Here is a 23,810-nt window from a genome sequence, read left to right on the forward strand (position 1 = left end):
GGGTATCCCCTATGAGTAGTATTTTGCAGAGAGTGGCGCCGATCGGCGAGGCGCGCGATCGTGAGATTTTGAAGGATGCTTCAACCTACGTTTACGAACAACGGCCCGAGGGCGATGTCCTCGCACATCTGTTTCTTCCCGCAAAGGATCACGGGATCCCCCGCCCTGTCGTCGTCTTTTTCCACGGTGGTTTCTGGGACTCCCCCACCCCCACCCAATTTGTCCCCCACTGCCTGCACTTCGCCTCGCGGGGCGCCGTCGCCGTCGCGGCGGAGACACGGACTTCGGCGAAACACGGGACCGGTCCGCTGGAGGCCATTGAGGACGCCCGCGCCCTCATCCGGTGGCTGCGCCAGAATGCGGACACCTTCAATCTGGATCCGGCGAAGATCACCATCGGCGGAGCGGCGGGCGGAGCCTATCTCGCTCTTCTCGCAACCATGCCCACGGCGAAGGAGCTGCCGCCCGTCGACGGTGTCGACTGTTTCCCGCAGGCCCTCATCCTTTTCAGCTCCCTCATCAACACCGCCTCAAAAGGCACGGCGATGGAGCGCTTCCCGAATCCGAAGACGGCCAAACGCCTGAGCCCGACCCACCTGATCCGGCGCAAGCTGCCTCCGATGATCTTCTTCCACGGAAAATCCGACCGCATCACTCCATTTGATGAAGTGGACAAGTTCCGCCGCCGCATGCGCTGGCGGGGGAATTCCTGTGAAATCGTCGATTTCGCGAAGGCGGATCACAGCTTTTTCAATTTCAACGTCAGCCATAAGAACTTCGAGCTGACGCTGGGAGCCGCGGATCGTTTCCTGGTGGACCGCGGTTTGCTTCCGCCGGAAGAATCCGAGCCGGAATTCTGAGATTTCTCATCTGACAGGAAATTTACAGATGAATGGCTGCGGGCATAATTCCTGCTTGGCAGTCAAGGCTCCGTGTCGTTTATTCCGCCGCCCCGGTCGCAAGATTGGGACTTTCTGATTTTCCATGAACGCGTTTTATCACTCAAGCACCCCGTTAGTCGCTGGCTCGTTGCACCAGCTTTCGCAAGAACATGACAACTGCGGCATGGGCGCCATCGCCCACTTGCATGGTAAACGTAGCTATAAGGTCCTCGATTACGCGCTCACCTCCGTCTGCTGCATGACCCACCGCGGCGCGGTGGATGCGGACATGAAGACGGGCGACGGTTCGGGCGTCCTCACCCAGATTCCCTACCCACTCTTTCGCAAGGCGGCGGAGAAACTCGGTCACACCGTGGAAAACGACGAAGATCTCGCCGTAGCGGTGTTTTTCTTTCCGCAGGACCAACCGTCCAAGCTGGAAGAAATCAAGGCCCTTGCGGCAGAAGTCACCGCCAAGCGCGGTATCCCTTGCATCGGCTGGCGTGAAGTTCCGGTTGATCTGGAGGCGCTTGGAAAAATCGCCCTCACCAGCCGCCCGCAGATCGAGCATCTTCTGCTGACCCGCCCGGCGGAAATGGACGCGGATCTTTTCGAGCGCCAGCTGTATCTGTGCCGTCGTGAAATCGAGCACAAGACTAAGGAGATCAATGGCTTTTACATGCCATCATTCTCCAGCCGCCTGATCTCCTACAAGGCGCTCGCCATGCCGGCGGCGCTGCGGGCCTTCTATCTGGATTTCGCAGACCCGGATTACGAGGTCGCCATCGCTCTTTATCACCAGCGTTTCTCCACCAACACATTTCCGGCATGGCCGCTGGGCCAGCCGTTCCGCATGATGTGCCACAACGGAGAGATCAACACCGTGGAGGGCAACCGCAACTGGATGACCTCCCGTGAGGAGTTTTTCGCCTCTCCGGTGTGGGGTGACGATATCGAGCTGGTGAAGAACCTGATCCGTCATGGCGAATCGGACTCCGCTTCACTCGATCATGCATTGGAACTGCTCATCCTCTCCGGTCGTTCTCCGGAGCATGCGATGTGCATGCTTGTGCCGCCAGCCTATCGCAACGACGCGGACATTTCCGACGAGTTGCGCGCCTTCTACCAATACATCCGCTCGTTCTCCGAGCCTTGGGACGGCCCGGCCGGCCTTGTATTCACAGACGGTAAAAAATTGTGCGCTTCTTTGGATCGCAATGGTTTGCGTCCTTCACGCTATAAGATCACAGACGACGGAATCCTGTACATCGGTTCGGAAGCCGGTGCGGTGATCCTTGAAGATTCGACGATCGTTCGCAAAGGACGCCTCGGCCCCGGCCAAATGATCTCGGCCAACACGGCAACCGGCGAATTCAAATACGACGCGCAAATCAAGAACGAGCTCGCCAAACAGCAGCCATATCGCCGCTGGATCGACGAGCAACAGGTTTCCCTGGCCAAGTTTGTCTCGCCGAACGCGCATGTGCCGGAACTCGACTACTCCGCATTGGATCTGTCCCGCCAACAAGTCGCGCAAGGTATTTCAAGTGAGGAACTTGATATGGTTTTTCCGCCAATGATAAAAGGTGCGCAGGAGGCTGTGTTCTCGATGGGTGATGATATCCCGCTCGCGGTCCTTTCGACACACCCGCGCCTGCTTTACACCTACTTCAAGCAGCTCTTCGCTCAAGTCACCAACCCGCCGATCGACCCGATCCGCGAATGGGCGGTGATGTCGCTGGGTGCGGGACTTGGACCGGAGCGCAACCTGTTGGTGGAAACTCCCGAGCACTGCAACACGGTGAGCCTCGACAGTGCGATCCTCTTCGAGCATCAGTTGGAGAAGATCAAGCACTTGGACGAACAAGGTTTCCCGGCGCTGGTTCTGGACTGCACCTGGCCGGCATCCGCCGGTGCCGCTGGATTGAAGGCCCGTCTGGACGAACTCTGCCTGGAAGCGGAAGCCGCCGTTCAGGAAAACCGCAATGTCCTGATCCTCTCGGACCGTGCCACCTCCGCGGAGCGCATCCCGATCCCTGCCCTGCTTTACACCGGCACCATCCACCACCATCTCACCCGCATCCGCAAGCGCATGCGGGCGTCCCTGGTCATCGAGTCGGGCGAAGTCCGGGATGTGCACCAGATCGCCTGCTGCTTCGGCTTCGGGGCGACGGCCATCTGCCCGTATCTCGGCTATGCCACCGTGCGGCAGCTTGTCGCGGCGGACAAAGGCAAGCTGGACATCACGGCGGCCAAGGCGATGACCAACTATCGCAAGGCGCTTGAAAAAGGCATCCTCAAGATCATGTCGAAAATGGGCATCTCGGTGCTCAATTCCTATCAGGGGGCCCAGACATTCGAAGCCATCGGCGTGGGCAAGGAAGTCGTGGATTTCTCATTCACCGGAGTTCCATCGAAAATCGGCGGCGTCGGATTCGAGGAAATCGCGGACGAATCGATCATCCGTCACCGTGCCGCATTTGAAACGGTCGTCGCGAACGGCCAGACTCTCGACCTTGGTGATCCGGGATACAACCGCTACCGCAAGGCCGGCGAGCGCCACGTCTACACCACCGAAGTCATCAAGAATTTCCACACCTATGTAAAATCCGGCAAGCCCGAGGATTACGAGGAATATGTGCGTGTCGCGTTGGAAACCAATCCCGTGGCCATCAAGGACCTCATCGAATTCTCACCTGCCTCCGGTGGTCCGGTTCCGCTTGACGAGGTGGAGTCGATGGAGTCGATCCGCCGCCGTTTCACCACGGCCGCGATGTCGCTCGGAGCGCTGTCCCCCGAAGCTCACGAAACACTCGCCATCGCCATGAACCGCATCGGCGGCAAGTCGGACTCCGGTGAGGGCGGCGAGGACCCGGCGCGCTACCGGCCTTATCCGAACGGTGATTTCGCTCGGTCCTACATCAAGCAGGTCGCATCGGGACGTTTCGGCGTTTCCGCATATTACCTCGTGAATGCGGATGAGTTGGAAATCAAGATGGCTCAGGGAGCCAAGCCCGGTGAAGGCGGCCAGCTCCCCGGCCACAAGGTGAACGCGCTCATCGCCCGTTTGAGAAACACCCAGCCCGGGGTCCAGCTCATCTCACCGCCTCCGCACCACGACATTTATTCCATCGAGGACCTGGCCCAGCTCATCCATGACCTCAAAGAGGTGAACCCGCGCGCCCGCATCACCGTCAAGCTGGTGGCGGAGTCAGGCGTAGGCACGGTTGCCGCCGGATGTGCTAAAGCATCAGCCGACAACATCCTTATTTCCGGACATGATGGAGGCACGGGAGCATCGCCGCTTTCGTCCACCAAACACGCCGGATCGCCTTGGGAACTGGGTCTCGCCGAGGCCCAGCAGACGCTGCTCATCAACAATCTGCGTGATCGTGTGATCCTCCGCACCGACGGGGGCATCCGCAACGGCCGTGACGTGGTGATCGCCGCCATCCTCGGAGCCGAGCAGTTCAACTTCGGCACCACGGCGATGATCGCCATGGGATGCGTTTACGTCCGCAAGTGCCACTTGAACACCTGTCCGGTCGGCGTCGCCACCACGGATCCGAAGTTCCGCGCCAAGTTCAAGGGTACGCCTGAGATGGTGATCAACTACTTCACCGCGGTTGCGGAGGAAGCGCGCACCTACATGGCCAAGCTCGGTGTCCGCTCGTTGGATGAACTCATCGGTCGTCCGGAGTTCCTGAAACAGCGTCACATCCCGAATCACCCGAAGGCAAACACGCTGAATCTCTCGGCCTTGCTCAAGGATGTGGTGCCGGCCCTTGCCGCCCACAGCGGTCAGGACGCGGCTTCGATTTCCCGCACCTGCAAAAAAGTGCGCAATGATGGCCTGACCAAACCCGAGCTGGATCTCCAGATCCTCAATGATCTTGTGGCCACCGTTTCCGGTCTCAAGGCTTCGGAGTCTCCGGAATACGGCGAAGGTTCCGTCACCAGCGAAATTCTGGATGCCGTGAAACTGCTGCCGGACCGTCCCCCGGTCAAACTCAGCTACGACGTCATCAACACCAACCGCAATATCGGCACCCGCCTCTCGGGGCGCATCGCCGAGATCCACGGAGACCGCGGCCTGCCTGCGGACAGCATTCACATCACCTGCCGCGGAAGCGCGGGCCAGTCGTTCGGCACCTTCCTGGTCAGCGGCGTGAAGCTCGAACTCATCGGCGAGGCGAACGACTATGTCGGCAAGGGCATGACCGCGGGAGAGATCATCATCCGCGTGTCGGAAGATGCGAAATTCGAAGCGGCGGCGAACTCGATCGCCGGAAACACCTGCCTCTACGGAGCAACCGGTGGAAAACTCTTCGCCACGGGTCGTGCGGGCGAACGCTTCGCCGTGCGGAACTCCGGTGCCACCGCGGTCGTCGAAGGAGTGGGCGACCACGGCTGCGAATACATGACAAACGGCATCGTCGCCATTCTCGGCAAAACCGGGAAAAACTTCGGTGCGGGCATGTCCGGCGGCACGGCTTACGTGCTGGATGTGGACGGAAAATTCTTCTCCCGCGTGAACTCGGAGATGGTTGTGGCCCTGCCCGTCCGCCGTCCACAGGATTTCACCGAGATCAGGTCGCTCATCGAGCTTCACTTGGAAAAAACCGGCAGCGTGCAAGCTTCCAAACTGCTCGCCAACTGGGACGAAACGAAGCGCAAGCTCGTCCGCGTCATCGCCAAGGAGCGCGCCGAGCTTGAGGCTGCCGAAGAGCTTCACGAGGCGGCATCCACCCCGATCGGCGCGAAGTAACATTACCGGAATTCACGGATCCGCTGGCAAAAGGAAGTTTTTGCCAGCGGATTTTTCGTGAAGCGCCCGTGTTCTACATGGCCCCGCCTTTGTATCTCGATCGCCCTGTGGGCCCCGGCGACCCCATGCCCGCGAATCGTCCATCCGGCGGGTCAGGGACGGGCGGAAGACCCGCCTCGGAACCCCGGTAAAACCGGAATCAACCTTTTGATAACAAACGATCATCCGGCTTTCATGCGATTTTCCTCGATCCCGGGTACTGGAACTTGCTTCGCAACCACGAGTCAACCTAGCTTTACCGTATTGTAAGCCTTGTGCTTGTTTCATGGACTATTTCATTTTCTTAATCGGGCTGTTTTTGCTGACCGCCGGGGTCGGCAGCCTGTTTCTCTATCGCGAGGATCCGCTTCCTATGCGATGGCCGCTTTTCGCGGCTGCTTTGGGCATTCTGGGGCTTAAAGTCTGGTCCGACATCCTCGTCTTCGCCTACGCCCCGAAGGAATGGCTGGCGCTTACCGACGCCTCCTTGGGCGCGGGATACGCCACAGCCCTGCTGGGGGTTTGTCTTTCTCCATTGACCAGCGGACGCCGTTGGCTGTTTGCCGTGAAGTGGATGGCGATGGTGATGGTCTTCGTTCTGTTTTTCGTCATCGGGGCGAATCAGGGACAGTCGGCATGGCTGCATGCTCCGGTCCTGGCAATGACGTTCGCGGCCACCTGGAAATTCGCCCGCCGTCACCATGCCTCGAAGGATCGGGGGAACCGTCAGGGAGTGGCGGTCATCCTGGCCCTGCTGTTGGCGGTCGTCGCGGGTGTTTGTCTCCAAGGGGATCTGGTGAGAATCTCGTTCGATACGGAGGGACAGGGACTCTCCATCCGCCGGATCGTCATGCTTTCCGCGATTGCCGGTGCGGCGGCCTGCAGCCTGGCCTTCTGCGTGTTGGTGTGGCGCGCGATCTATCAGAGAAATCATCTCGATTTCACCCCAGCCATCCTGCGCCGACGGAAAATCGGCACGAGAATGATCCTTCTCGCAGCGGTCTTTACCGTAGTGAACGGCGCATGGCTCGCCCATTGGCTGGGAAACCAAGCCCGCAACGAGCAGACTTCCATCCTGCTCAGCGCGCTCCATCTGGGTGGTGACAACATCGACGCCAAGGAAGTGGTCCGGATCGCGGGAAGGGCGGACGAGGTGAACGGCGCTCCGTTCATCAATCTGCGGGACAAGTTGTTGGAGATCCGCAAGGCCCTTCCCGGCTCCCGCTTCGTCTATCTGCTGGCGATGAGGGATGACCGTCTCGTATTCATCGTGGACGCGGAGGATCCCGCCAACAAAGCGACCTTTTCCCGACCGGGCCAACCCGTGGAGGACTATCCCGCCCGCTGGCAGCCCGAGCTCGCCGGCCAGTCCACTTTCGTCGGGCCGGATCGGGATGTGTGGGGCGTGTGGTTCAGCGCGACCGTTCCCGTGTGGGACGCGAACCAAAGGCTCGTCGCGTTGCTAGGCCTGGATTATCCGGCGGCCGAGTGGCTGAAACCGGTGGCATCCCGCCGCGTCGCGGCGATGGGGGTGACGTTTTCCGTCACCTTGCTGCTGGTCGCGTTGTTTGTTTTCCATCTGAAGTCGATCGAGACGGCACGGCGTGTCGACCATTTGTCCGAGCGTCTCACCGATGCGATGACCGCCGCGGAGTTCGACACTTGGGAATGCTTCCCCAGACCATTCAAACTGAGCGTGGGCGAACGCATCTCCTCCATTCTCGGAATAGCCCGTTCCGATCCCAGCCTGAGAATGCTGTGGCGGCAGATTCATCCGGAGGACAGGGCCCAGTTGTTCCGCTATTTCCGGCTCCAGGAATCCCCCGAAGTGGAGGTCAGGTTGAAGGATACGGAAGGACGCTGGCTGTGGTTCATGCTCCGGGGCCGGGTCATCCACAGTTCGCCCGGCGCCCCCGTGCGTCTGGTTGGAACCATTCTCAACATTGATGACCGCCACCGTTCCCGTCTGGAGATCGACAGGCAGCGACAATTCGCCCAGCAGGTCATGGAATCCGTTCCCAACGGACTGGCCGTCGTTTCCCAGGAAGGGATCATCACTTACGCGAACCCGGCGTTCGTCAGCATGGCCCGCTCGGAGGGAACGGAGCTCGTCGGCACCTCCCTCTCCTCCTTGTTCGAGAACACGGATTTTTCCGCACACCCGGCCGGTGGTTATGAAACGGTGCTCACCTGTGCCATCGGAGAACCGGTTCCCGTTCTTCTCTACCGGGCCTCGATCAAGAGAAACAACCATGATACCGGGTTCATTCTTGCCTTGGTCGATCTGACATCGGCAAAAACAGCGGAACGCGACTTGTTCCGGAGCCGTGCCGAAGCGAACCGCCTCGCGCTGGTGGCCAAGAGAATGGACAATGCGGTGGTCATCACCAATGCCGCAGGACGGGTCGAATGGGTGAATGAAGGCTTCACGAAAATCAGCGGCTACACCCGGGAGGACATGCTGGGGAAAACACCCGGCAGCGTCCTGCAGGGTGCCACCGCAAGCCTGACTCCAGCGAGGGCGTATATGCGCGAATGCGTGAAGGCCGGGAAAGGGTTCGAAACCGAAACCCTCAACTACAGCAAGGAAGGCCGCGCCTACATCGTCCATATCGAATGCCAGCCGTTGTTCGACAAATCCGGCAAACTCACCGGTTTCATGGCCATCGAACGGGATATCACCCAGACCAGGCGGACCAACCTCTTGTTGGAAGCAGTGGCGACCATGAGCAGCACGTTGTTGGAAAGAGGCATCGATCCGTCGGTCTGGGGCGGCATCCTCCAGTCCCTCGGCATGGCGGCGAATGTGGAACGCTGCCATTTGTCCAAGGTCCACACCTTCGAGGGAGGATGCTCGCTTCACGCAAGCCAGATCGCGGTCTGGAACTCGACCGCCGACTCTCCATGGATGCAGGAACCCGAGTTGCAGAACCGGCCATTCGAGGATTCCGACCACTCCCGTTGGTTCCATGAACTGTCGGCCGGTCGTGAGATCTGCGGCCTGATCAAGGACTTTCCAGTTTGCGAACGGTCCTTGCTTGAGAAAAGGAACGTCCGCTCCGTCCTCATCCTGCCGATTCTCGCGGCGGGCAAGCTCTGGGGGTTCCTCAGCTTCGTAGCCTGTCACGAAGACAAGATTTGGGAGGACTGGGAAATTTCCATCCTACGTTCCGCGGCGGCGAACATCGGCCTGAGACAGGTGGCCCAGGGTGAGGCGGACGCACTCGTGCTGGCGCGTGACGAGGCGAACCGCGCCGCCATCGTCGCCGACAGGGCGAATCTGGCGAAAAGCACCTTCCTCGCCACCATGAGCCATGAGATCCGCACTCCGCTCAATGCGGTGATCGGAATGGCATCCCTGTTGGAAACCACCTCACTCAACGCCCAGCAGCAGGATTATGCCCAGACCATCCTCAGTTCGGGAAATTTCCTGTTGGAGCTGATCAATGACATCCTGGACTACTCACGGATCGAGAGCGGACACATCGAGCTGGACAAGTCCCCTCTCGTGCTCGCCGATGTCTGCCGGGAGGCTTTCGACGTCATCCGACATGGAGTGATCGGCAAGGACACCGAATTGATCGGATTCATCTCTCCTGACATTCCATTCCAGTTTGAGGGAGACCACGCCCGGATCCGCCAGATTCTCATCAATCTCCTGAGCAACGCGGTGAAGTTCACCCCCGGCGGATTTGTCAGTCTCGAGGTGGGCGGAACACGTGCTGCGGACGGGCGTTGGAAGTTGGAATTTGTCGTCAGCGACTCCGGCATCGGCATTTCGGAAGAGGCCATCGACCGGCTGTTCCGTCCCTTTGTCCAGGAAGACTCGTCCACCACCCGCCGCTTCGGTGGCTCCGGGCTGGGTCTGGCGATCAGCAAGCGGCTCGCCGAGGTGATGAATGGAGACATCACCATCGCCAGCACTCCAGGCAAGGGGGCCGCGTTCACCGTTACGGTGATTCTGAACGCCACCACCGCGGACGTTCCCGCCCTGTCCTCGCCGGCACCATTCGCGATCACTCCTTCACCCCGCATTCTGGTGGTGGATGACAACGGGACCAGCCTACGCATCATCCGGGAAAACCTCATGCGTTGGCAACTTCCCCATGACGCCGCCACCTCGGCGCAAGAGGCCATCCGGATGTGGGGGGATTCCGGCCCCTACGATCTCGTCCTGACGGACCAGCATATGCCCGAAATGGATGGCATTTCCATGACACGGCACCTGCGTTCACTGCCCGGTGCCTCGTCCACACGCTTTGCCCTTCTCGGAACGGAAAGCAGCCTGGCTCCGCCCGCGCGGGAACTTTTTGATGAGGTGGCCACCAAACCCGTCTGGCCGGGGTCCCTGCACTCCATGCTCGAACGTCTGCTTCCGGGCGGCGGCACCATTGGCCCGGGAACCGTTCCTCCTGCCAAGAACGTCGAGAGCGAATGGTTCTCCGATCTCAAGGTGCTCGTGGCCGAGGACAATCCCAACAATCAAAAAGTCATCCGCCTCCTCCTCAAGCGTCTCGGAATCCAGCCGGACATCGTTGCCGACGGATTACAAGCGGTCGATGCCGCCTCCGCAACACCCTACGATGTGATTCTGCTGGATTTGCAGATGCCCGTGATGGATGGTGTCCAGGCATGCGAGGCCATCCGGAGCACCGCTCTGCCGAAACGACCTTTTATCGTCGCCCTGACGGCGAATGTCTTCCAGGCGGATCGCGACCGGGCGGCGGCGGCCGGCATGGATGAATATCTTTCCAAGCCCATCACGCTGGACCGATTGCGGGAAATGATGAACCATATCTCCCAGAGCCTGCCACCCGGCGATTAAAACCTCCCTTATGGACATGTCCCCGTCTCCGTCTCCTCACGATCCCCCATTGCTGGACCTGCGCCAACTCAGATCCTTCGTGGTGCTGGGCCACGAAAATTTCCTGGAACTGCTGGAGGACATGAAGGGTGACATGCCAAAAAGTTTCGCCGCCGTCCGCGAGGCCATGCTCACAGGTGATGCTGAAGAAACGTCCGCCGTGGCGCATTCGTCACGGGGCATTCTTTCCTACTTCGGCTGTGTCGCCCTCAACCAGCGGCTGGCCGTCATTGAAGCCCTCAAAACGGTGGACCCGTCCCAAGCGGAAATCGTTTTCAACGAACTCACCGCACTTTGGGCCGAGAGTGTGGTCGCGATCAAGGAATGGGAGAGCGGCGTTCCGGAGTTCAACTCCTGAACGGATCAGCTTAGGAACGCTGACTCCGGGATCTCTGTCGATCGATGGCAATCCAACATCCTTGATGCTGGATTGCCGGAAGCGGGACCCGACATGACGTCGTGGACCATCACTCCACGGTCACACTCTTCGCCAGATTGCGAGGCTGATCAATTTCGCAGCCACGGATGCGCGCGACGTGGTATGAGAAAAGCTGCAACGCGACCACGGCCGGGATGGTGGCGACAAGCGGATGACAACGCGGGATGGTGATGTAGTCATCCATGCACTCGGCGGTCTCATGGTCTCCTTCGGTGACGATTCCGAGGATGCGGGCACCCCGGGCACGGCATTCCTCGACATTGCCAAGAGTCTTGTCCTTGCCCGGAATGTCCACCGCGAGGGCGATGATCGGCGTGCCCTGTTCCAGGAGCGCGATGGGTCCGTGCTTGAGTTCCGCCGCGTGATAGCCTTCCGCGTGGATGTAGGAGATTTCCTTGAGCTTGAGCGCGCCTTCAAGAGCCACGGGATACATCGGTCCGCGGCCGATGAAGAACGCGTGTTCGTTTTTCGCGTAGTCTTCGGCGATTCGGGCGATTCGGGCGTCCTGTGTGATCACCCTTGCGACAAGTTCGGGAATGGACTCGATCTCGCGGGCGAGCTTGTAGCCGTCCTCCCGCGAGAAGCGGCGGCCCCGCCCGAGCTTGAGCGCCATCATCAGGAGCACCGCGACCTGACAGGTGAAGGCCTTGGTCGAGGCAACGGAAATCTCGGGTCCCGCGTGGAGATAGACTCCCCTGCCTGTTTCGCGGGCGATGGTGGAACCGACCACATTGCAGAGACTCATCACGAACGCACCCTTCTGGATGGCTTCGCGAACCGCGGCCAGGGTATCCGCCGTTTCCCCGGATTGGGAGATCGCGACGACGAGGTCGCGGTTGGCGATGATGGGATTCCGGTACCTGAATTCCGCCGCCTGCTGCACTTCGGCATGGATGTCGGCGAGGTCCTCGAAGGCATATTCGCCCACGAGCCCCGCATGGAGCGACGTGCCGCAACCGATGAGCACTACCCGTGAAATTTCCGCCAGTTCCCTCGGTGAGGTGCCCATGCCGGAGAGAACGGCCGAACCGAGATCGAAATCCAAACGGCCCCGGATGGCATTCGCCAGCGAATCCGGTTGTTCATGGATCTCCTTGAGCATGAAGTGTTCATAGCCGCCTTTTTCCGCCGCAGCAGTATCGAGCCCAAGCTCCGCGATCTCGCGGGTGACAGGCACGTTGTTCAGGTCCCGGATATCCACGGAATCCGCGGTGACGATGGCGATGTCGTTGTCATCCAGATAAATGACCCGCTGCGTGTGGGCGACGATGGCGGATGCGTCGGACGCGATGATCGTCTCTCCATCCCCCACTCCGATGACGATGGGGCTGCCACGCCGGGCCGTGATGATTTTTCCCGGTTCCTGTGCGGAAAGCACGGCGATGCCGAAGGTGCCGTTCACCTGGTGCAGCGCGTCGCAAACGGCTTGGAAAAGATCACCCTTGTCACAATCCCCGATCAGGTGCGCGAGCACTTCCGTATCGGTCTCGGAGTAGAAGTGATGGCCCTTCCCTTCGAGCCGTGCGCGGAGGGACCGGTAGTTCTCGATGATGCCGTTGTGAACCAGGGCGATGTCCTCGGACTGGTCGAGGTGCGGGTGCGCGTTGACTTCTGTTGGCGGTCCGTGGGTCGCCCAGCGGGTGTGCGCGATGCCGGTGGATGCCCTGCTGAACAATTCGGGAGACCAGTCCGCATGCGCCCGGTCGTTGAGCTTGGCGACTTTGCCGGGCGACTTTGAAACGAGGACGCGGTCGTTATCCAGAATGGCGAGACCGGCCGAGTCATAGCCACGGTATTCCAAACGGCGCAAGCCGTTGATCAGGACGGTGGCAGCGTCCGCTTTTCCGATGTATCCGACGATTCCGCACATGTAATTGAAAGTTTGCTGGTTGAAAGATTGCTTTTTCAGGAAGAGGCTGGCGCTGGCGTGATTTTAGGGGCTATTCGCGGGCGCTCAACCCTCTTTATCAAAATTGGGTTCCGGTCAATCGCTGTGTTTCCCTCATTTCCCCGTTCAAAGCCGTATTTTTCATAAAATCGCAGCGCCCTTCCGTTCGAATGAGTTACTTCGGCGCGGATGGTCTGGAATCCGTTCAAGGAGGCCCAGTGGAAAACAGTGTCCATCAACCCGATGGCGAGATCGCCCCCACGATGCCCTGGCGCAATCCACACCTGCATCAGTTCCCCATCTTCGGGACGCGTATCATCCCGATAGAGGGCCGCCACACCGATCGGTTCATCCGCCAGAATGACAAAAGTCGCCCGGTCTCCTCCCTCCGCCGAGGCGTCCGCCTGCAACGACCAGCTTTCCTCCGTGCGAAGAAAGGCATCTGCGTATAGCGAGGCGAATGCCTCCGGGGATTCCCTCAACGACTCCAGCCGGACCCGCCGGTAGAGATCTGCTTCACCGACATTCAATCTCCGGATGGTTGCTTTCATTCCTTGTCGTTGTGTGGACTTCCGGTGGTCGTTGGCCACAATCCCGCGCCTCAGTTACCTGTGATCAGGTAATGATGGAAGAAGTAAATCTCGCGGACCAGAAAGCCAAGCCTCGCCCGCAAGGATCGGTAACGGGTCGTGGGAGTGGGTGATGAAACGGCTTCGAGTCCCAACCCATCCGCCATCGTCAGGGCCCTTTTCATGTGAAGAGGGTCGCTGACGATGATCGCGGTCTTGAGGGCATGACTATCCATCAAGGCTTTCGCTTCCGACAGGTTCTGCCGGGTGGTGTGGGACCGTTCTTCGATGAGGATGTCACCGGTTGGGACGCCTTGACCGATCGCGAACATCCTTCCGACAGCACCTTCCGAATGTTTCCGACCGTCACCGAAACCTCCTGTGAAAAGCAGTTTGGATGCATGCCCGGCACGGCGGAGTCCGATGGCGTGGCGGATGCGTTCTTCAAAAACCGGTGAGGGAACCCCGCCTTGGACCGCCGCTCCGAGCACGATGATGCAGTCGGACTTCACCGCATGGTCGACGGCACCAAAGCGCCAGATCATGCAACCCGATGCCAGCAACCAGACAAGACCGGCGAGGAATGCGAATACAGCGATCTTTCTGAAACGATGCCGCATGACGGTCGGTTGCCTAGCGGGCCGTTCTCGACCTCATCTTCAGCGTCTTGATTTCCGGGTAAGCGGTATCGGAAACCTCCACGCCCAGATCCCGAAGGTAGGGAATCGGAGCAACTTGTCCGGTGAACACCAGCACACCTTCCCTGAGATTACCCTCCTTCGGAAGAATCACATAATTTTCGGATACGGTGGCTTCGGCGAAGCCCATGTCTTTCAACCCTTTCGGAAGTTCCTTCCGGGGCACGTCCATCTCCGTATTCTTGCGCGGAGCCTCTTTCAACCAAGCCGCCCTTTTCTGTGCCAGGTGAGAGGAACCCGAGACGAGATCCGCCTTCTGCCCATCGCTGGGAAACGGTGCGGGGACACAAGACGCGAAGACGCAGGATATCAGGAGGACGAACGATCGGATGGGTTTCATGGGGGTTTGTTTATTGGGAAATGTCACGCTGCACGATCTCTCCCGGCCTCGTCGTGGTGTAGGGCCAGAATTTTCTGCCGGGGTAGATGGAGGTATTGATGCCGGTGTGGACGCCGTCACCGATGATCGCACCGAACTTGCGGCGGCCGGTATCGATGAGCTCTCCATCGACGGTCGAGCGATGATTTTTCCCGTCGTGGCGCAGGTTGGAGGTGGTGGTGCCGGCACCCAGGTTGACCTTTTCTCCCAGCACCGAGTCGCCGATGTAGGAGAGATGGCCGACGTTGGTATGGGAGAGGATCAGGCAGTTCTTGATCTCGACGGACTGGCCGATGTGGCATTTGTCGCCGATGCTGGTGTTTCCACGGATGTAGCAGTTCGGACCTATCTTGCAGTTGTCGCCGATGACGACGTTTCCTTCGATGAAAACACCGGGCAGGATGCGGGTTCCGACTCCGAGGTGGATGTTTCCCTCGATGACCGCTGACGGGTGGATATCACCGTGGACGGAACTCCCCGTAAGCGCCGAAACGAACAGTTCGTTCGCACGCAGCACATCCCATGGGAAACGGATCAGGAACGATGTTGTCGCGGCGAAGGTCTCATCCGTGCCGGGTTCGCTTCCCTTCCACGCGAGAGGCTGGCCGGAGACATCCACCAGAGAGGCTTTGCCTGAAGAAAGAAACTCCGCGAGTTCGGAAGGCTCGATCCATGCGGATGGATGCACGCCGACCGGTGCATCAGCAACCACGCGGCGATGATGTTCGCTCAACGGAATGTTTCCTATGGGAAACTCGGAGATCTGCCGGGTGAGGGAAAGCGGGGCACAGTCGGAGGGATCGGAGTACATGGAAAAAAGGACTTCAGGAACGGCTCGGAAACAGGAACCACGGAATATACCGAATACACGGAAACCAAGAGTTCAGGGCAATCACATTTCGGAAATTTTGATGCCGTTCTTCCACTTCCGTGTGTTCCCGGTATTCCGTGGCTCCCCTTCTCTTCCTCCACCCGTTCAACCGATTTCCTCGCGGATGGCGGCGGTGAACCTGTCGGTCCACGCCCGCACTTCGGAAAGTTCGCGATGTTCGACGAGGACGCGGATCTTGTTCTCGGTGCCGGAATAACGGATGAGGTGGCGGCCGCTCTCGCCAAACGCCGCGGTGGCCTGCGACATGAGTTCCTGGAGTTTGGGCAATGTCTCGAGCGGCGGCTTGGCCGGCACCGGCAGGTTCGCAAGCTGGGTGGGATACTCGTGCATGATGGCCGCGAGCTGGGCCAGCGTGGCCTTGCGTTCGATCATCATGCGCAGGACCTGGAGCGCGCTGAGGATGCCGTCACCGGTGGTGACGTGATCTCCGAAGATGAGGTGGCCGGAATTCTCTCCACCGAAGTTATAACCATTCTTCCTCATGCACTCGATGACGTTGCGGTCGCCGACGGCGGCGGTCTCGACGTGGATGCCGTTCTTTTTCATGGCTTCGATGAGGCCGAGGTTGCTCATCACGGTGGCGACGAGCGTGTCGTGCTTGAGTTTGCCGTGTTCTTTCAAACTGACGGCGCAAAGACCTAGAATGCGGTCGCCACTGACGACCTGGCCGTTGGCATCCGTGAAAATGACACGGTCGGCGTCGCCGTCGAATGAGATGCCGAGGTCGGCGTTGTGCTTGCGGACAAGTTCGCCGGCGGCCTCCGGGTGAAGCGCGCCACAGCCATCGTTGATGTTGATGCCATCGGGCTGGTTCGCCATGACGATGACCTCGGCACCGAGTTCCTTGAAAATGAGAGGAGCGATGAAGTAGGCGGCGCCGTGACCGCAGTCGATGACGATCTTCATCCCGTGCAGCGAGAGATTGTCGGCGGTGTTCTTCGCGAATTCGATGTAGCGGCCACGCGCGTCATCAATGCGGTGGGCCTTGCCGATGTTCGCGGGAGGCAGCGGCGCGGACTCCGGCACGTCACCGAGGATGTGGCCTTCGATAAGGCTCTCCAGATCATCGGAAAGCTTGTAGCCGTCCGGCCCGAAGATTTTCATGCCGTTGTCCTCATAGGGATTGTGCGAGGCAGTGATCATGATCCCGGCGGCGGCCCCCATGGATTTCGTCAGATGCGCGACAGCGGGAGTCGGGAGCGGTCCCACGAGATAGACGTCCATCCCCATCGATACAAGGCCGCTGGTGATCGCGGTTTCCAACATGTAACCGGAAATCCGGGTGTCCTTGCCGATGAGGACCCGGTTCCTGCTGCGCCCTGACGAGCGGAGCACGTTCGCCACCGCCTTGCCCATGCGCAGCGCGACCTCGGCGGTGATTGGAAATTCGTTAACACGGCCACGGATGCCGTCGGTACCAAAGAGTTTAGAGGACTGTTTCACGTTGTGGAAAAAACGGAGAATGTTCGGAATGCTTCGAAGTTACAAAATAAAAATCGACCCGGGAATCCCCGGCACGAACCGGCGGAGGGCAGGTTGAAAAGGAAATAAGCCGGAAATTGAAATCCCGCCTCCCATTCGCTAGTAACTGTCCGGCGATCCTGCTTTTCCCTGAAGCTGGTTAGCAGGTGCTAAATGATCACATGCCCACACCCGCCAGCAAACGATCCCACCTTCCGACCACACCCCGGCGGCATCGCCGCTTCCCGGTAGCGCGGGTGTTCATCCTCGATCCATTCATGAAGCCCTATTTCAGATATGCCGCCCGCATCATCCCGTTGCTGGCCGCCGGAACATTCGCCGTCTATGATTCGGGCAGGGCCGGGGAATCCCCTGATTCCCAGACAGATGCCGGGGTCGGAAAAGTTTCCTTCAACCAGCATGTCCAGCCGATTCTCTCCGAATACTGCTACCATTGTCATGGACCGGATTCGGGAACCCGCGAGCCAAAGAAGGAACCGCTGCGCCTGGACCGGGGGGAGGACGCTTTTTTGCCAAGAGAAGGCGGCGTTCCGGTGATCCTCAAGGGCAGGCCCGGAGAATCCGAACTCGTCAGGAGGCTCCATGACAAGAACCCGGACTCCATCATGCCGCCACCGGAAAGCCACAAGGCGATGAAACCGGAGGACATCGCCGTGATCGAGCGATGGATCGAACAGGGTGCGGAATATGAATCCCACTGGTCGTTTTCACCGGTGAGGAGACCTGATGTTCCGGCCGTGGGAAACAACCGGTCGGCAAATCCCATCGACCATTTCGTCGCGGAAAAGCTTAGGAAGTCGGGACTCACGCCGAATCCTCCCGAAGACGCGGGACGCTTCTACCGCCGCCTTCATCTTGATCTCACCGGCCTGCCTCCGTCTCCCGGGCAAATTGATGCGTTCAGAAAATCCTTCGCTGGGGATCCCGGGTCGGCGGTCGGTGCGGCGGCGGATGAACTGCTTTCCACCACCGCATGCGCGGAAAACTCCACCCGTCATTGGTTGGACGCGGCGCGCTATGCGGACACCCACGGCATCCACATCGACAATTATCGTTCGATCTGGCCGTACCGCGACTGGGTCATCCGGGCGTTCCAGGCGAACATGCCGTGGGACCGGTTCACCACCGAGCAAATCGCCGGAGACATGTTGCCAAACCGCACATTGGACCAGCTCGTGGCCACGGGCTTTTCCCGTTGCGTCGCCACCACCGGTGAAGGAGGGGCGATACCGGAAGAATATGATGCCGTTTATGCCAAGGATCGTGTGGAGACGGTCTCCGCCATCTGGCTCGGTCTGACCACCGGTTGCGCGGCCTGTCACGACCACAAGTTCGACCCCGTTTCCACCAAGGAATTTTATTCGCTTACCTCCTTTTTCCGGAATACCCCGATGTCCGCGCTGGATGGAAACAAGGAGGACCACCCACCCAATGTGATCGTTCCGGCCATGGAGGACCGCGCTCGTTGGGAAACGCTCGCCATCGATATCTCCGAGACTGGGAAACAGCTCGCCGCCCGTGCGGAATCGGCCGCCCCCGAGTTCCAATCCTGGCTGAAATCCTTTCCGCCCGTAACCCCGGGTGAGCCGGACCCCATGCTGTCACTCCACCTCCCTCTCGATGAATCTGAAGGACCGCTGCGTGGACTCGTCGATGGCAAGCCAAGGGAATGGCCGGTCGCAATCGCGCGGACCGAGGCCCTGTTCGGCAAGGCCCCCGTCGTCAGCGAGTCACCTGTGGAGCTGGGAGATTTCGGAAATTTTTCCCGGGGTGATCGCGTGACGTATGGCGGCTTCCTCCGCATCAGGGGAACTCCAACAGGGGCTGTCGTGGCCCGCATGAATCCGTCGGAATCGTTCCGCGGATGGGACCTGTATCTTGAAGGCGGAAAACCGGCGGCCCATGTCATCGATTCCTGGGACAAGTCGGCGAACAAGATCGTCGCCCCGGAGAAGATCAGGCCGGGCGAGTGGCATCACGTCATGATCACCTTCGACGGGACCCTCTCCGGCACCCAGGCCAGCGCGATCTACGTGGACGGAAAGGACGTCGGGGGCAAAACGTCTCCCGGCACCATCGGAGGCAATATCGAGACCAAGGTGCCGTTGCGCCTCGGGTCGCGGGAAGGTGGCGACTCGAAACTCTCCGATCAGGTCGCGCTTCAGGATTTCCGCTTCTACCGGCGGTTGCTCACTCCGGCGGAGATCCGCGAATTGGCGGAAAACAGCCGGTTCCAGCGTGTCGCTTCCCTTCCGGAGGACAAGCGCACCAAGGAGCAAATGGAGGTCGCCATGAAGTATTTCCTCACCCACATCGATGCCCCCACCCGTGAGCTGCGCGCCCGCCTTGAAGGATTGAAGTCCGAACAAGGCATTCTCCGGCAGCGAGCCTCCGTCAGCCTGGTGATGGAGGAGAAAAAGGACGAACCATTCGCCCATGTCCTCACTCGTGGCGGTTACGCGGACAAGGGCGAAAAAGTGACACCCGCCACCCCTGCCGTGCTGCCCCCGATGGCTGCGGATGCTCCGAAAAACCGGCTCGGCCTCGCCCGCTGGCTGAACGATCCGGCGAATCCCCTGCCCGCACGCGTCACCATGAACCGCACGTGGTATTATTTCTTCGGAACCGGCATCGTCGAAACGAACTCGGACTTCGGGATCATGGGAGCCCGGCCCAGTCATCCGGAACTGCTGGACTGGCTGGCCGCCGAATTCATCGACTCCGGGTGGGATTACCGTCACATGCTCAAACTCATCGTCACCTCGGCCACCTACAGGCAATCCGCCAACGTCAGTCCGGAGAAACTGGAAAAGGACCCGGCGAACCGTCTGCTCGCACGTGGCCCCCGTCACCGGTTGGACGCCGAGGTGATCCGCGATCTGGCGCTCTCCTCCGCCTCGTTGCTCGCGAACAGGGTCGGAGGCCCTTCGGTGAAGCCTTATCAGCCGGAAGGTATTTGGGAAGCTGTCGCCATGAAGGAGTCGAATACCAGAAACTACCGCCAGGACACGGGGGAGGCACTTTACCGGCGTTCCCTCTATACCTTGTGGAAACGAACGGCCGCACCGCCCAGCATGGAAATCTTCAACGCCCCCACCCGCGAAACATTCTGCGTCCAGCGGGATCTCACCAACACACCACTCCAGGCGCTCGTTCTTTTAAATGATCCGCAATTCGTCGAGGCGTCCCGCGAACTTGCCTCCCACGCACTCGCCGCGGCGGATGAATTCAACACCCGTCTCGACCACATCACCACCCGGTTGACCGGCAGAACCTTTGACGCGGCCGAACGGGAGATTCTCGAAAAATCCCTCGCCGCCGCCCTCTCCACTTACCGGGAGAATCCCCAGGATGCCTCCAAGCTCATCACCACGGGCGCGACTCCACCCCGTCCGGATGCGGACGTGCCGGAACTCGCCGCCTGGACCCTGCTCACCAGCCAGATCCTCAATCTGGATGAAACCATCACCCGCTGATCTCCGCCCATGAATCCGTTGGAATTCCATAACATGGCTTACAGCCGCCGGCAGTTCTTCCGCAAATCCGGAACAGGTCTTGGCATGGCGGCGCTCGCCACACTGCTCGGCCAGCACGGCATGTCCGCCGCAGGGAGCATCGCAGGCATGGATCAAATGTTACCGCAGATCGCACCAAAGGCGAAACGGGTGATCTATATTTCCCTGATCGGCGCTCCCTCGCAGCTCGACCTCTTCGACTACAAACCCGATCTGCGCAAGCGGTTCAAGGAAGACCTGAACGGCTACCTCAAGGCCCAGGGCCAGCGCCTCACCGGCATGACCTCCGGCCAGGCGACATTTCCCCTGGCCCCGACGATGTTCAAGTTCAACCAACACGGCCAGTCCGGCACATGGATCAGCGAACTCCTGCCCTGGACCGCGAAAATGGCGGACGACATCTGCGTCATCAAGTCGATGCACACGGACGCCATCAACCACGAGCCGGCGAACCAGCTCATCTGCACCGGCTCGATGCAGGCGGGAAAGGCGTCCATCGGCTCGTGGCTTTCCTACGGCCTCGGCTCGATGAATGAGGAGCTGCCTTCATTCGTGGTGCTCCATGCCACCCACAGTTCGCCTTACTCGAACGTGCAGGCGATTTCCTCCCGCCTCTGGGGTTCCGGCTACCTGCCGGGAAAATTCGCGGGCGTCGCCCTCCGCTCGCTTGGCGATCCCGTGTTGTTTCTCGACAACACGCCCGGAGTCTCCCGGGAAACCCGCCGGGGCATGCTGGATGGACTGAACGAACTCAACCGCCGTTCCTTCTCCGCCATCGGGGATCCCGAAATCGAGAACCGCATGCAGCAGTATGAAATGGCCTTCCGCATGCAGTCATCGGTCCCGGAACTCACCGATCTTTCGGGGGAATCGGACAACATCCATCGTCTCTATGGCGACGACAGCAGAACCCGCGGCACCTTCGCGAACTCCGCCATCATGGCCCGCCGGTTGATGGAGCGCGGGGTGAGATTCGTCCAGATCTTCCACCGCGGCTGGGACCAGCATGGCAACCTTCCCCGCGACCTCGCCTCCCAGTGCAAGGATGTGGACCAAGGCTGCTACGGCCTCATCCAGGATTTGAAACAACGCGGGATGCTGGAGGACACGCTCGTCATCTGGGGCGGCGAGTTCGGCCGCACCATTTACAGCCAGGGAAATCTCACCGAAACCGACTATGGCCGGGACCATCATCCGCGGTGCTTTTCCATATGGATGGCGGGGGGAGGCATCAAGGGCGGCCAGGTTTACGGTGAGACCGACGAGATGTCCTACAACATCGTCAAGGATCCGGTCCATATCCGGGACCTCCACGCCACGATCCTCCACTCCCTCGGACTCCAGCATGAACGGCTTTCGTTCAAGTTCCAAGGCCTCGACCAACGCCTCACCGGAGTGGAACCCGCGCGGGTGGTGAAAGGGATTTTCGCATGAGCCGGTGCCATCGCCGGTCAATCCTCCATGCCGCCCACCCCGGAAATCGCGCGGTTGTTTGACAAATGAATCCGGACACGCCCTCTTCCAACATGGAAACCCCGCCATCCGCCCAGATGCCATCCGAAGTGATAACACGCCTCTTCGGGGACGATGGTTCGACACCGAACAATCCGGCCCTTCCAGTCGTGATCTTTCGCGGAACCGGTGCGAAGGGTCATCAGGATCCGGCGTCCTGGTTCCAACGGCGGTTCGTCACCCATGACTGGGGTTCACCCTGGCGATGGACGGTGTATCCATACCATCACCATCACTCGACGAACCATGAGGTTCTCGGTGTGTCACGAGGTTTCGCGAGGCTGGTGTTGGGTGGAAAATCCGGAGAAGAATTCCGGGTGGATGTCGGGGATGTCATCATCATTCCCGCCGGAGTGGGACACAAACGTCTTGATTCTTCGGATGATTTCCAAGTGGTGGGAGCCTATCCGGGAGGTCGTGAACCGGATCTCATCGCCGCCGGTGAGGGAGACATCTCCATCGCCCGGCAACGCATCGCCGGAGTTGCGGCTCCGGAACTCGACCCCGTCTATGGCGCGGATGGTCCCTTGCTGCGATATTGGAAACACTGAGGCCCTGCCATCGGGCGGATCATGACTCGCCTTCGGTGGTTTCCGGGTCACCCGGCAGTTCGGTCGCATCTTCCGGAGTAGGAGGCTCTTCGACCTGGGCGTCTTCGGAAATTTCAGCATCCGCGAGCAGGGAGTCCGCCAAGGTGTAAATGATCGACGGACTGTGTGAGAAAAACAACGGCTCTCCCGCCGCGTCCGCCGCGATCACGGTCGGATTGAAGCGAATGCCGTCCGGAGTGGTGGTATAAACCGGTTTGGTGCCGATGGCCGTGCCATCCTTCGGATTCCAAGACAGGGACCAGATGATGCCGGTCCCCCAATCGCCGAACAAATAACTCCCTTTCAATCCCCGGAACCGTTTCCCCCGATAAACAAAACCTCCGGTGACGCTGATTCCCTCGGAATGCGCGTAGCTGTGGATCGGGTCGATGAATGTCGTGTTTTCCTGCGGTGCGTTAGCCCGGGCTTCAAAACGTGCCGGGCCCTCCCGCTCGCTCCAGCCGTAGTTCCCTCCCGCCTTCACCAGATTGACCTCTTCCCAGGCATCCTGCCCCACATCGCCACACCACAACGTGCCCGTGACCTTGTCGAAGGACATGCCCCAAGGATTGCGGAAACCCGTGGCCCAGATCTCGTCGCGGATCTCCTGTTTATCGACGAAAGGATTGTCGGGCGGAATCTTGTAGGGCTGGAAACTGGTCCTGCCGTTGATGTCGATCCGCAGGATTTTTCCATGCAGGGTCCACAGGTTCTGGCCCAGCCGGTAAGGATCGTCACGGACGCCGCCGTCTCCGATGCTGATGTAGAGGTAACCGTCCGGACCAAAGGCGATGCCACCACCCCAGTGGTTGCCGATCGGATGCGGGAGATCCAGCAGGACCTGTTCGGAAGCGGGATCCGCCCGGAGGGGACCCTCCGCAGGAACCTTGAACTCGCTCAACACCGTCCGCCTCGGATCCCTCTGGGAATAGCAGACAAAAACCCGTCTCTCGGTCGCAAATGACGGATGGAACGCGAGCCCGTGCAGCCCTTCTTCAAATCCGGTTTCCTCGCGCATCTTTTCCCGCAGATCGAGAAACAACGGCGCATCCGCCGAGTCCTTGTCCTCAGGCAGCACGCGGATCTGGCCGCGTTGGAACGCGACGACGGCACGTGGATTTTTCCCCGGAGTGATCGCCAGCGCCGTCGCATTGTCATCAAATGACAGCGCCGGATAAGCCGGAGTGATTTTCAACTGGAGATCCGCCCGGGAAACAGTTGGAAGGCACGCCACCATCGCAAGGGTCAATAAAATCTTTAAGGGTTCTGGCATCGGCGGGACTGTTAGCCAAGC

The 23,810-nt window shown here is 59.9% G+C and carries 14 protein-coding genes; 7 read left to right on the forward strand and 7 right to left on the reverse strand.

What is annotated here, in order from left to right; all coding sequences use genetic code 11:
• Nucleotides 1-11: 11 nt before the first annotated feature.
• From JIN84_RS18705 to JIN84_RS18720, 4 genes are all read left to right on the forward strand, one after another.
• Nucleotides 12-860, forward strand: a complete 849-nt coding sequence (locus JIN84_RS18705) for an alpha/beta hydrolase (RefSeq protein ID WP_200352592.1) — start codon at nt 12-14, stop codon at nt 858-860.
• Nucleotides 861-984: 124 nt separating this feature from the next.
• Complete coding sequence (gene gltB, locus JIN84_RS18710) at nt 985-5,649, forward strand: glutamate synthase large subunit (protein ID WP_200352593.1); 4,665 nt, start codon at nt 985-987, stop codon at nt 5,647-5,649.
• A 325-nt stretch (nt 5,650-5,974) separates the two neighbouring features.
• Nucleotides 5,975-10,513 carry a response regulator gene (locus JIN84_RS18715; protein ID WP_200352594.1) on the forward strand — a complete coding sequence of 1,513 codons (4,539 nt, stop codon included), beginning with the start codon at nt 5,975-5,977 and terminating at the stop codon, nt 10,511-10,513.
• A gap of 16 nt (nt 10,514-10,529) precedes the next feature.
• On the forward strand, nt 10,530-10,910 hold the full coding sequence (locus tag JIN84_RS18720; protein WP_200352595.1) for a hypothetical protein: 381 nt from the start codon (nt 10,530-10,532) through the stop codon (nt 10,908-10,910).
• Nucleotides 10,911-11,019: 109 nt separating this feature from the next.
• Here JIN84_RS18720 and glmS read toward each other — a convergent pair whose 3' ends face one another.
• The 6 genes from glmS to glmM form a co-directional block, all read right to left on the reverse strand.
• Nucleotides 11,020-12,861, reverse strand: a complete 1,842-nt coding sequence (glmS, locus tag JIN84_RS18725) for a glutamine--fructose-6-phosphate transaminase (isomerizing) (RefSeq protein WP_200352596.1) — start codon at nt 12,859-12,861, stop codon at nt 11,020-11,022.
• Nucleotides 12,862-12,896: 35 nt separating this feature from the next.
• Nucleotides 12,897-13,430: a GNAT family N-acetyltransferase gene (locus JIN84_RS18730; RefSeq protein WP_200352597.1), complete on the reverse strand. Its 534-nt coding sequence runs from the start codon at nt 13,428-13,430 to the stop codon at nt 12,897-12,899.
• Between the two features lie 50 nt (nt 13,431-13,480).
• A complete protein-coding gene (locus JIN84_RS18735) occupies nt 13,481-14,068 on the reverse strand; it encodes a YdcF family protein (protein ID WP_200352598.1) in 588 nt (195 codons plus the stop codon).
• 13 nt (nt 14,069-14,081) lie between these two features.
• The gene (locus JIN84_RS18740) at nt 14,082-14,486 is read right to left on the reverse strand and encodes a hypothetical protein (protein ID WP_200352599.1); all 405 of its coding nucleotides are present in this window, start codon (nt 14,484-14,486) and stop codon (nt 14,082-14,084) included.
• 10 nt (nt 14,487-14,496) lie between these two features.
• Nucleotides 14,497-15,336, reverse strand: coding sequence for a hypothetical protein (locus JIN84_RS18745; protein WP_200352600.1), 840 nt, complete (start codon nt 15,334-15,336; stop codon nt 14,497-14,499).
• Nucleotides 15,337-15,501: 165 nt separating this feature from the next.
• Nucleotides 15,502-16,860, reverse strand: a complete 1,359-nt coding sequence (gene glmM / locus JIN84_RS18750) for a phosphoglucosamine mutase (protein WP_200352601.1) — start codon at nt 16,858-16,860, stop codon at nt 15,502-15,504.
• Between the two features lie 296 nt (nt 16,861-17,156).
• On the opposite strand from glmM, the gene JIN84_RS18755 reads away from it, so the two are divergent.
• The 3 genes from JIN84_RS18755 to JIN84_RS18765 all read left to right on the forward strand — a co-directional run bounded on the left by JIN84_RS18755 (nt 17,157) and on the right by JIN84_RS18765 (nt 22,477).
• Nucleotides 17,157-20,375, forward strand: a complete 3,219-nt coding sequence (locus tag JIN84_RS18755) for a DUF1553 domain-containing protein (RefSeq protein ID WP_200352602.1) — start codon at nt 17,157-17,159, stop codon at nt 20,373-20,375.
• Between the two features lie 33 nt (nt 20,376-20,408).
• Nucleotides 20,409-21,848: a DUF1501 domain-containing protein gene (locus JIN84_RS18760; protein ID WP_234043565.1), complete on the forward strand. Its 1,440-nt coding sequence runs from the start codon at nt 20,409-20,411 to the stop codon at nt 21,846-21,848.
• Nucleotides 21,849-21,940: 92 nt separating this feature from the next.
• Nucleotides 21,941-22,477, forward strand: a complete 537-nt coding sequence (locus tag JIN84_RS18765; protein WP_200352604.1) for a hypothetical protein — start codon at nt 21,941-21,943, stop codon at nt 22,475-22,477.
• 19 nt (nt 22,478-22,496) lie between these two features.
• Here the strand turns inward: JIN84_RS18765 and JIN84_RS18770 are convergent, their stop codons facing one another.
• A complete protein-coding gene (locus tag JIN84_RS18770) occupies nt 22,497-23,789 on the reverse strand; it encodes a PQQ-dependent sugar dehydrogenase (protein WP_200352605.1) in 1,293 nt (430 codons plus the stop codon).
• Nucleotides 23,790-23,810 lie beyond the last annotated feature (21 nt).

The organism is Luteolibacter yonseiensis (assembly GCF_016595465.1).
In the GTDB taxonomy this organism is placed as follows: domain Bacteria; phylum Verrucomicrobiota; class Verrucomicrobiia; order Verrucomicrobiales; family Akkermansiaceae; genus Luteolibacter; species Luteolibacter yonseiensis.

Excerpts from the sequence above, each read along its gene's own strand:
- JIN84_RS18760 (WP_234043565.1), top strand. The coding sequence starts at position 20,409 with ATGGCTTACAGCCGCCGGCAGTTCTTCCGCAAATCCGGAACAGGTCTT.
- JIN84_RS18770 (WP_200352605.1), bottom strand. The coding sequence starts at position 23,789 with ATGCCAGAACCCTTAAAGATTTTATTGACCCTTGCGATGGTGGCGTGC.
- gltB (WP_200352593.1), top strand. The coding sequence starts at position 985 with ATGAACGCGTTTTATCACTCAAGCACCCCGTTAGTCGCTGGCTCGTTG.
- JIN84_RS18755 (WP_200352602.1), top strand. The coding sequence starts at position 17,157 with ATGAAGCCCTATTTCAGATATGCCGCCCGCATCATCCCGTTGCTGGCC.
- JIN84_RS18720 (WP_200352595.1), top strand. The coding sequence starts at position 10,530 with ATGTCCCCGTCTCCGTCTCCTCACGATCCCCCATTGCTGGACCTGCGC.
- JIN84_RS18765 (WP_200352604.1), top strand. The coding sequence starts at position 21,941 with ATGGAAACCCCGCCATCCGCCCAGATGCCATCCGAAGTGATAACACGC.
- glmS (WP_200352596.1), bottom strand. The coding sequence starts at position 12,861 with ATGTGCGGAATCGTCGGATACATCGGAAAAGCGGACGCTGCCACCGTC.
- JIN84_RS18735 (WP_200352598.1), bottom strand. The coding sequence starts at position 14,068 with ATGCGGCATCGTTTCAGAAAGATCGCTGTATTCGCATTCCTCGCCGGT.
- JIN84_RS18705 (WP_200352592.1), top strand. The coding sequence starts at position 12 with ATGAGTAGTATTTTGCAGAGAGTGGCGCCGATCGGCGAGGCGCGCGAT.
- JIN84_RS18740 (WP_200352599.1), bottom strand. The coding sequence starts at position 14,486 with ATGAAACCCATCCGATCGTTCGTCCTCCTGATATCCTGCGTCTTCGCG.
- JIN84_RS18715 (WP_200352594.1), top strand. The coding sequence starts at position 5,975 with ATGGACTATTTCATTTTCTTAATCGGGCTGTTTTTGCTGACCGCCGGG.
- JIN84_RS18745 (WP_200352600.1), bottom strand. The coding sequence starts at position 15,336 with ATGTACTCCGATCCCTCCGACTGTGCCCCGCTTTCCCTCACCCGGCAG.
- JIN84_RS18730 (WP_200352597.1), bottom strand. The coding sequence starts at position 13,430 with ATGAAAGCAACCATCCGGAGATTGAATGTCGGTGAAGCAGATCTCTAC.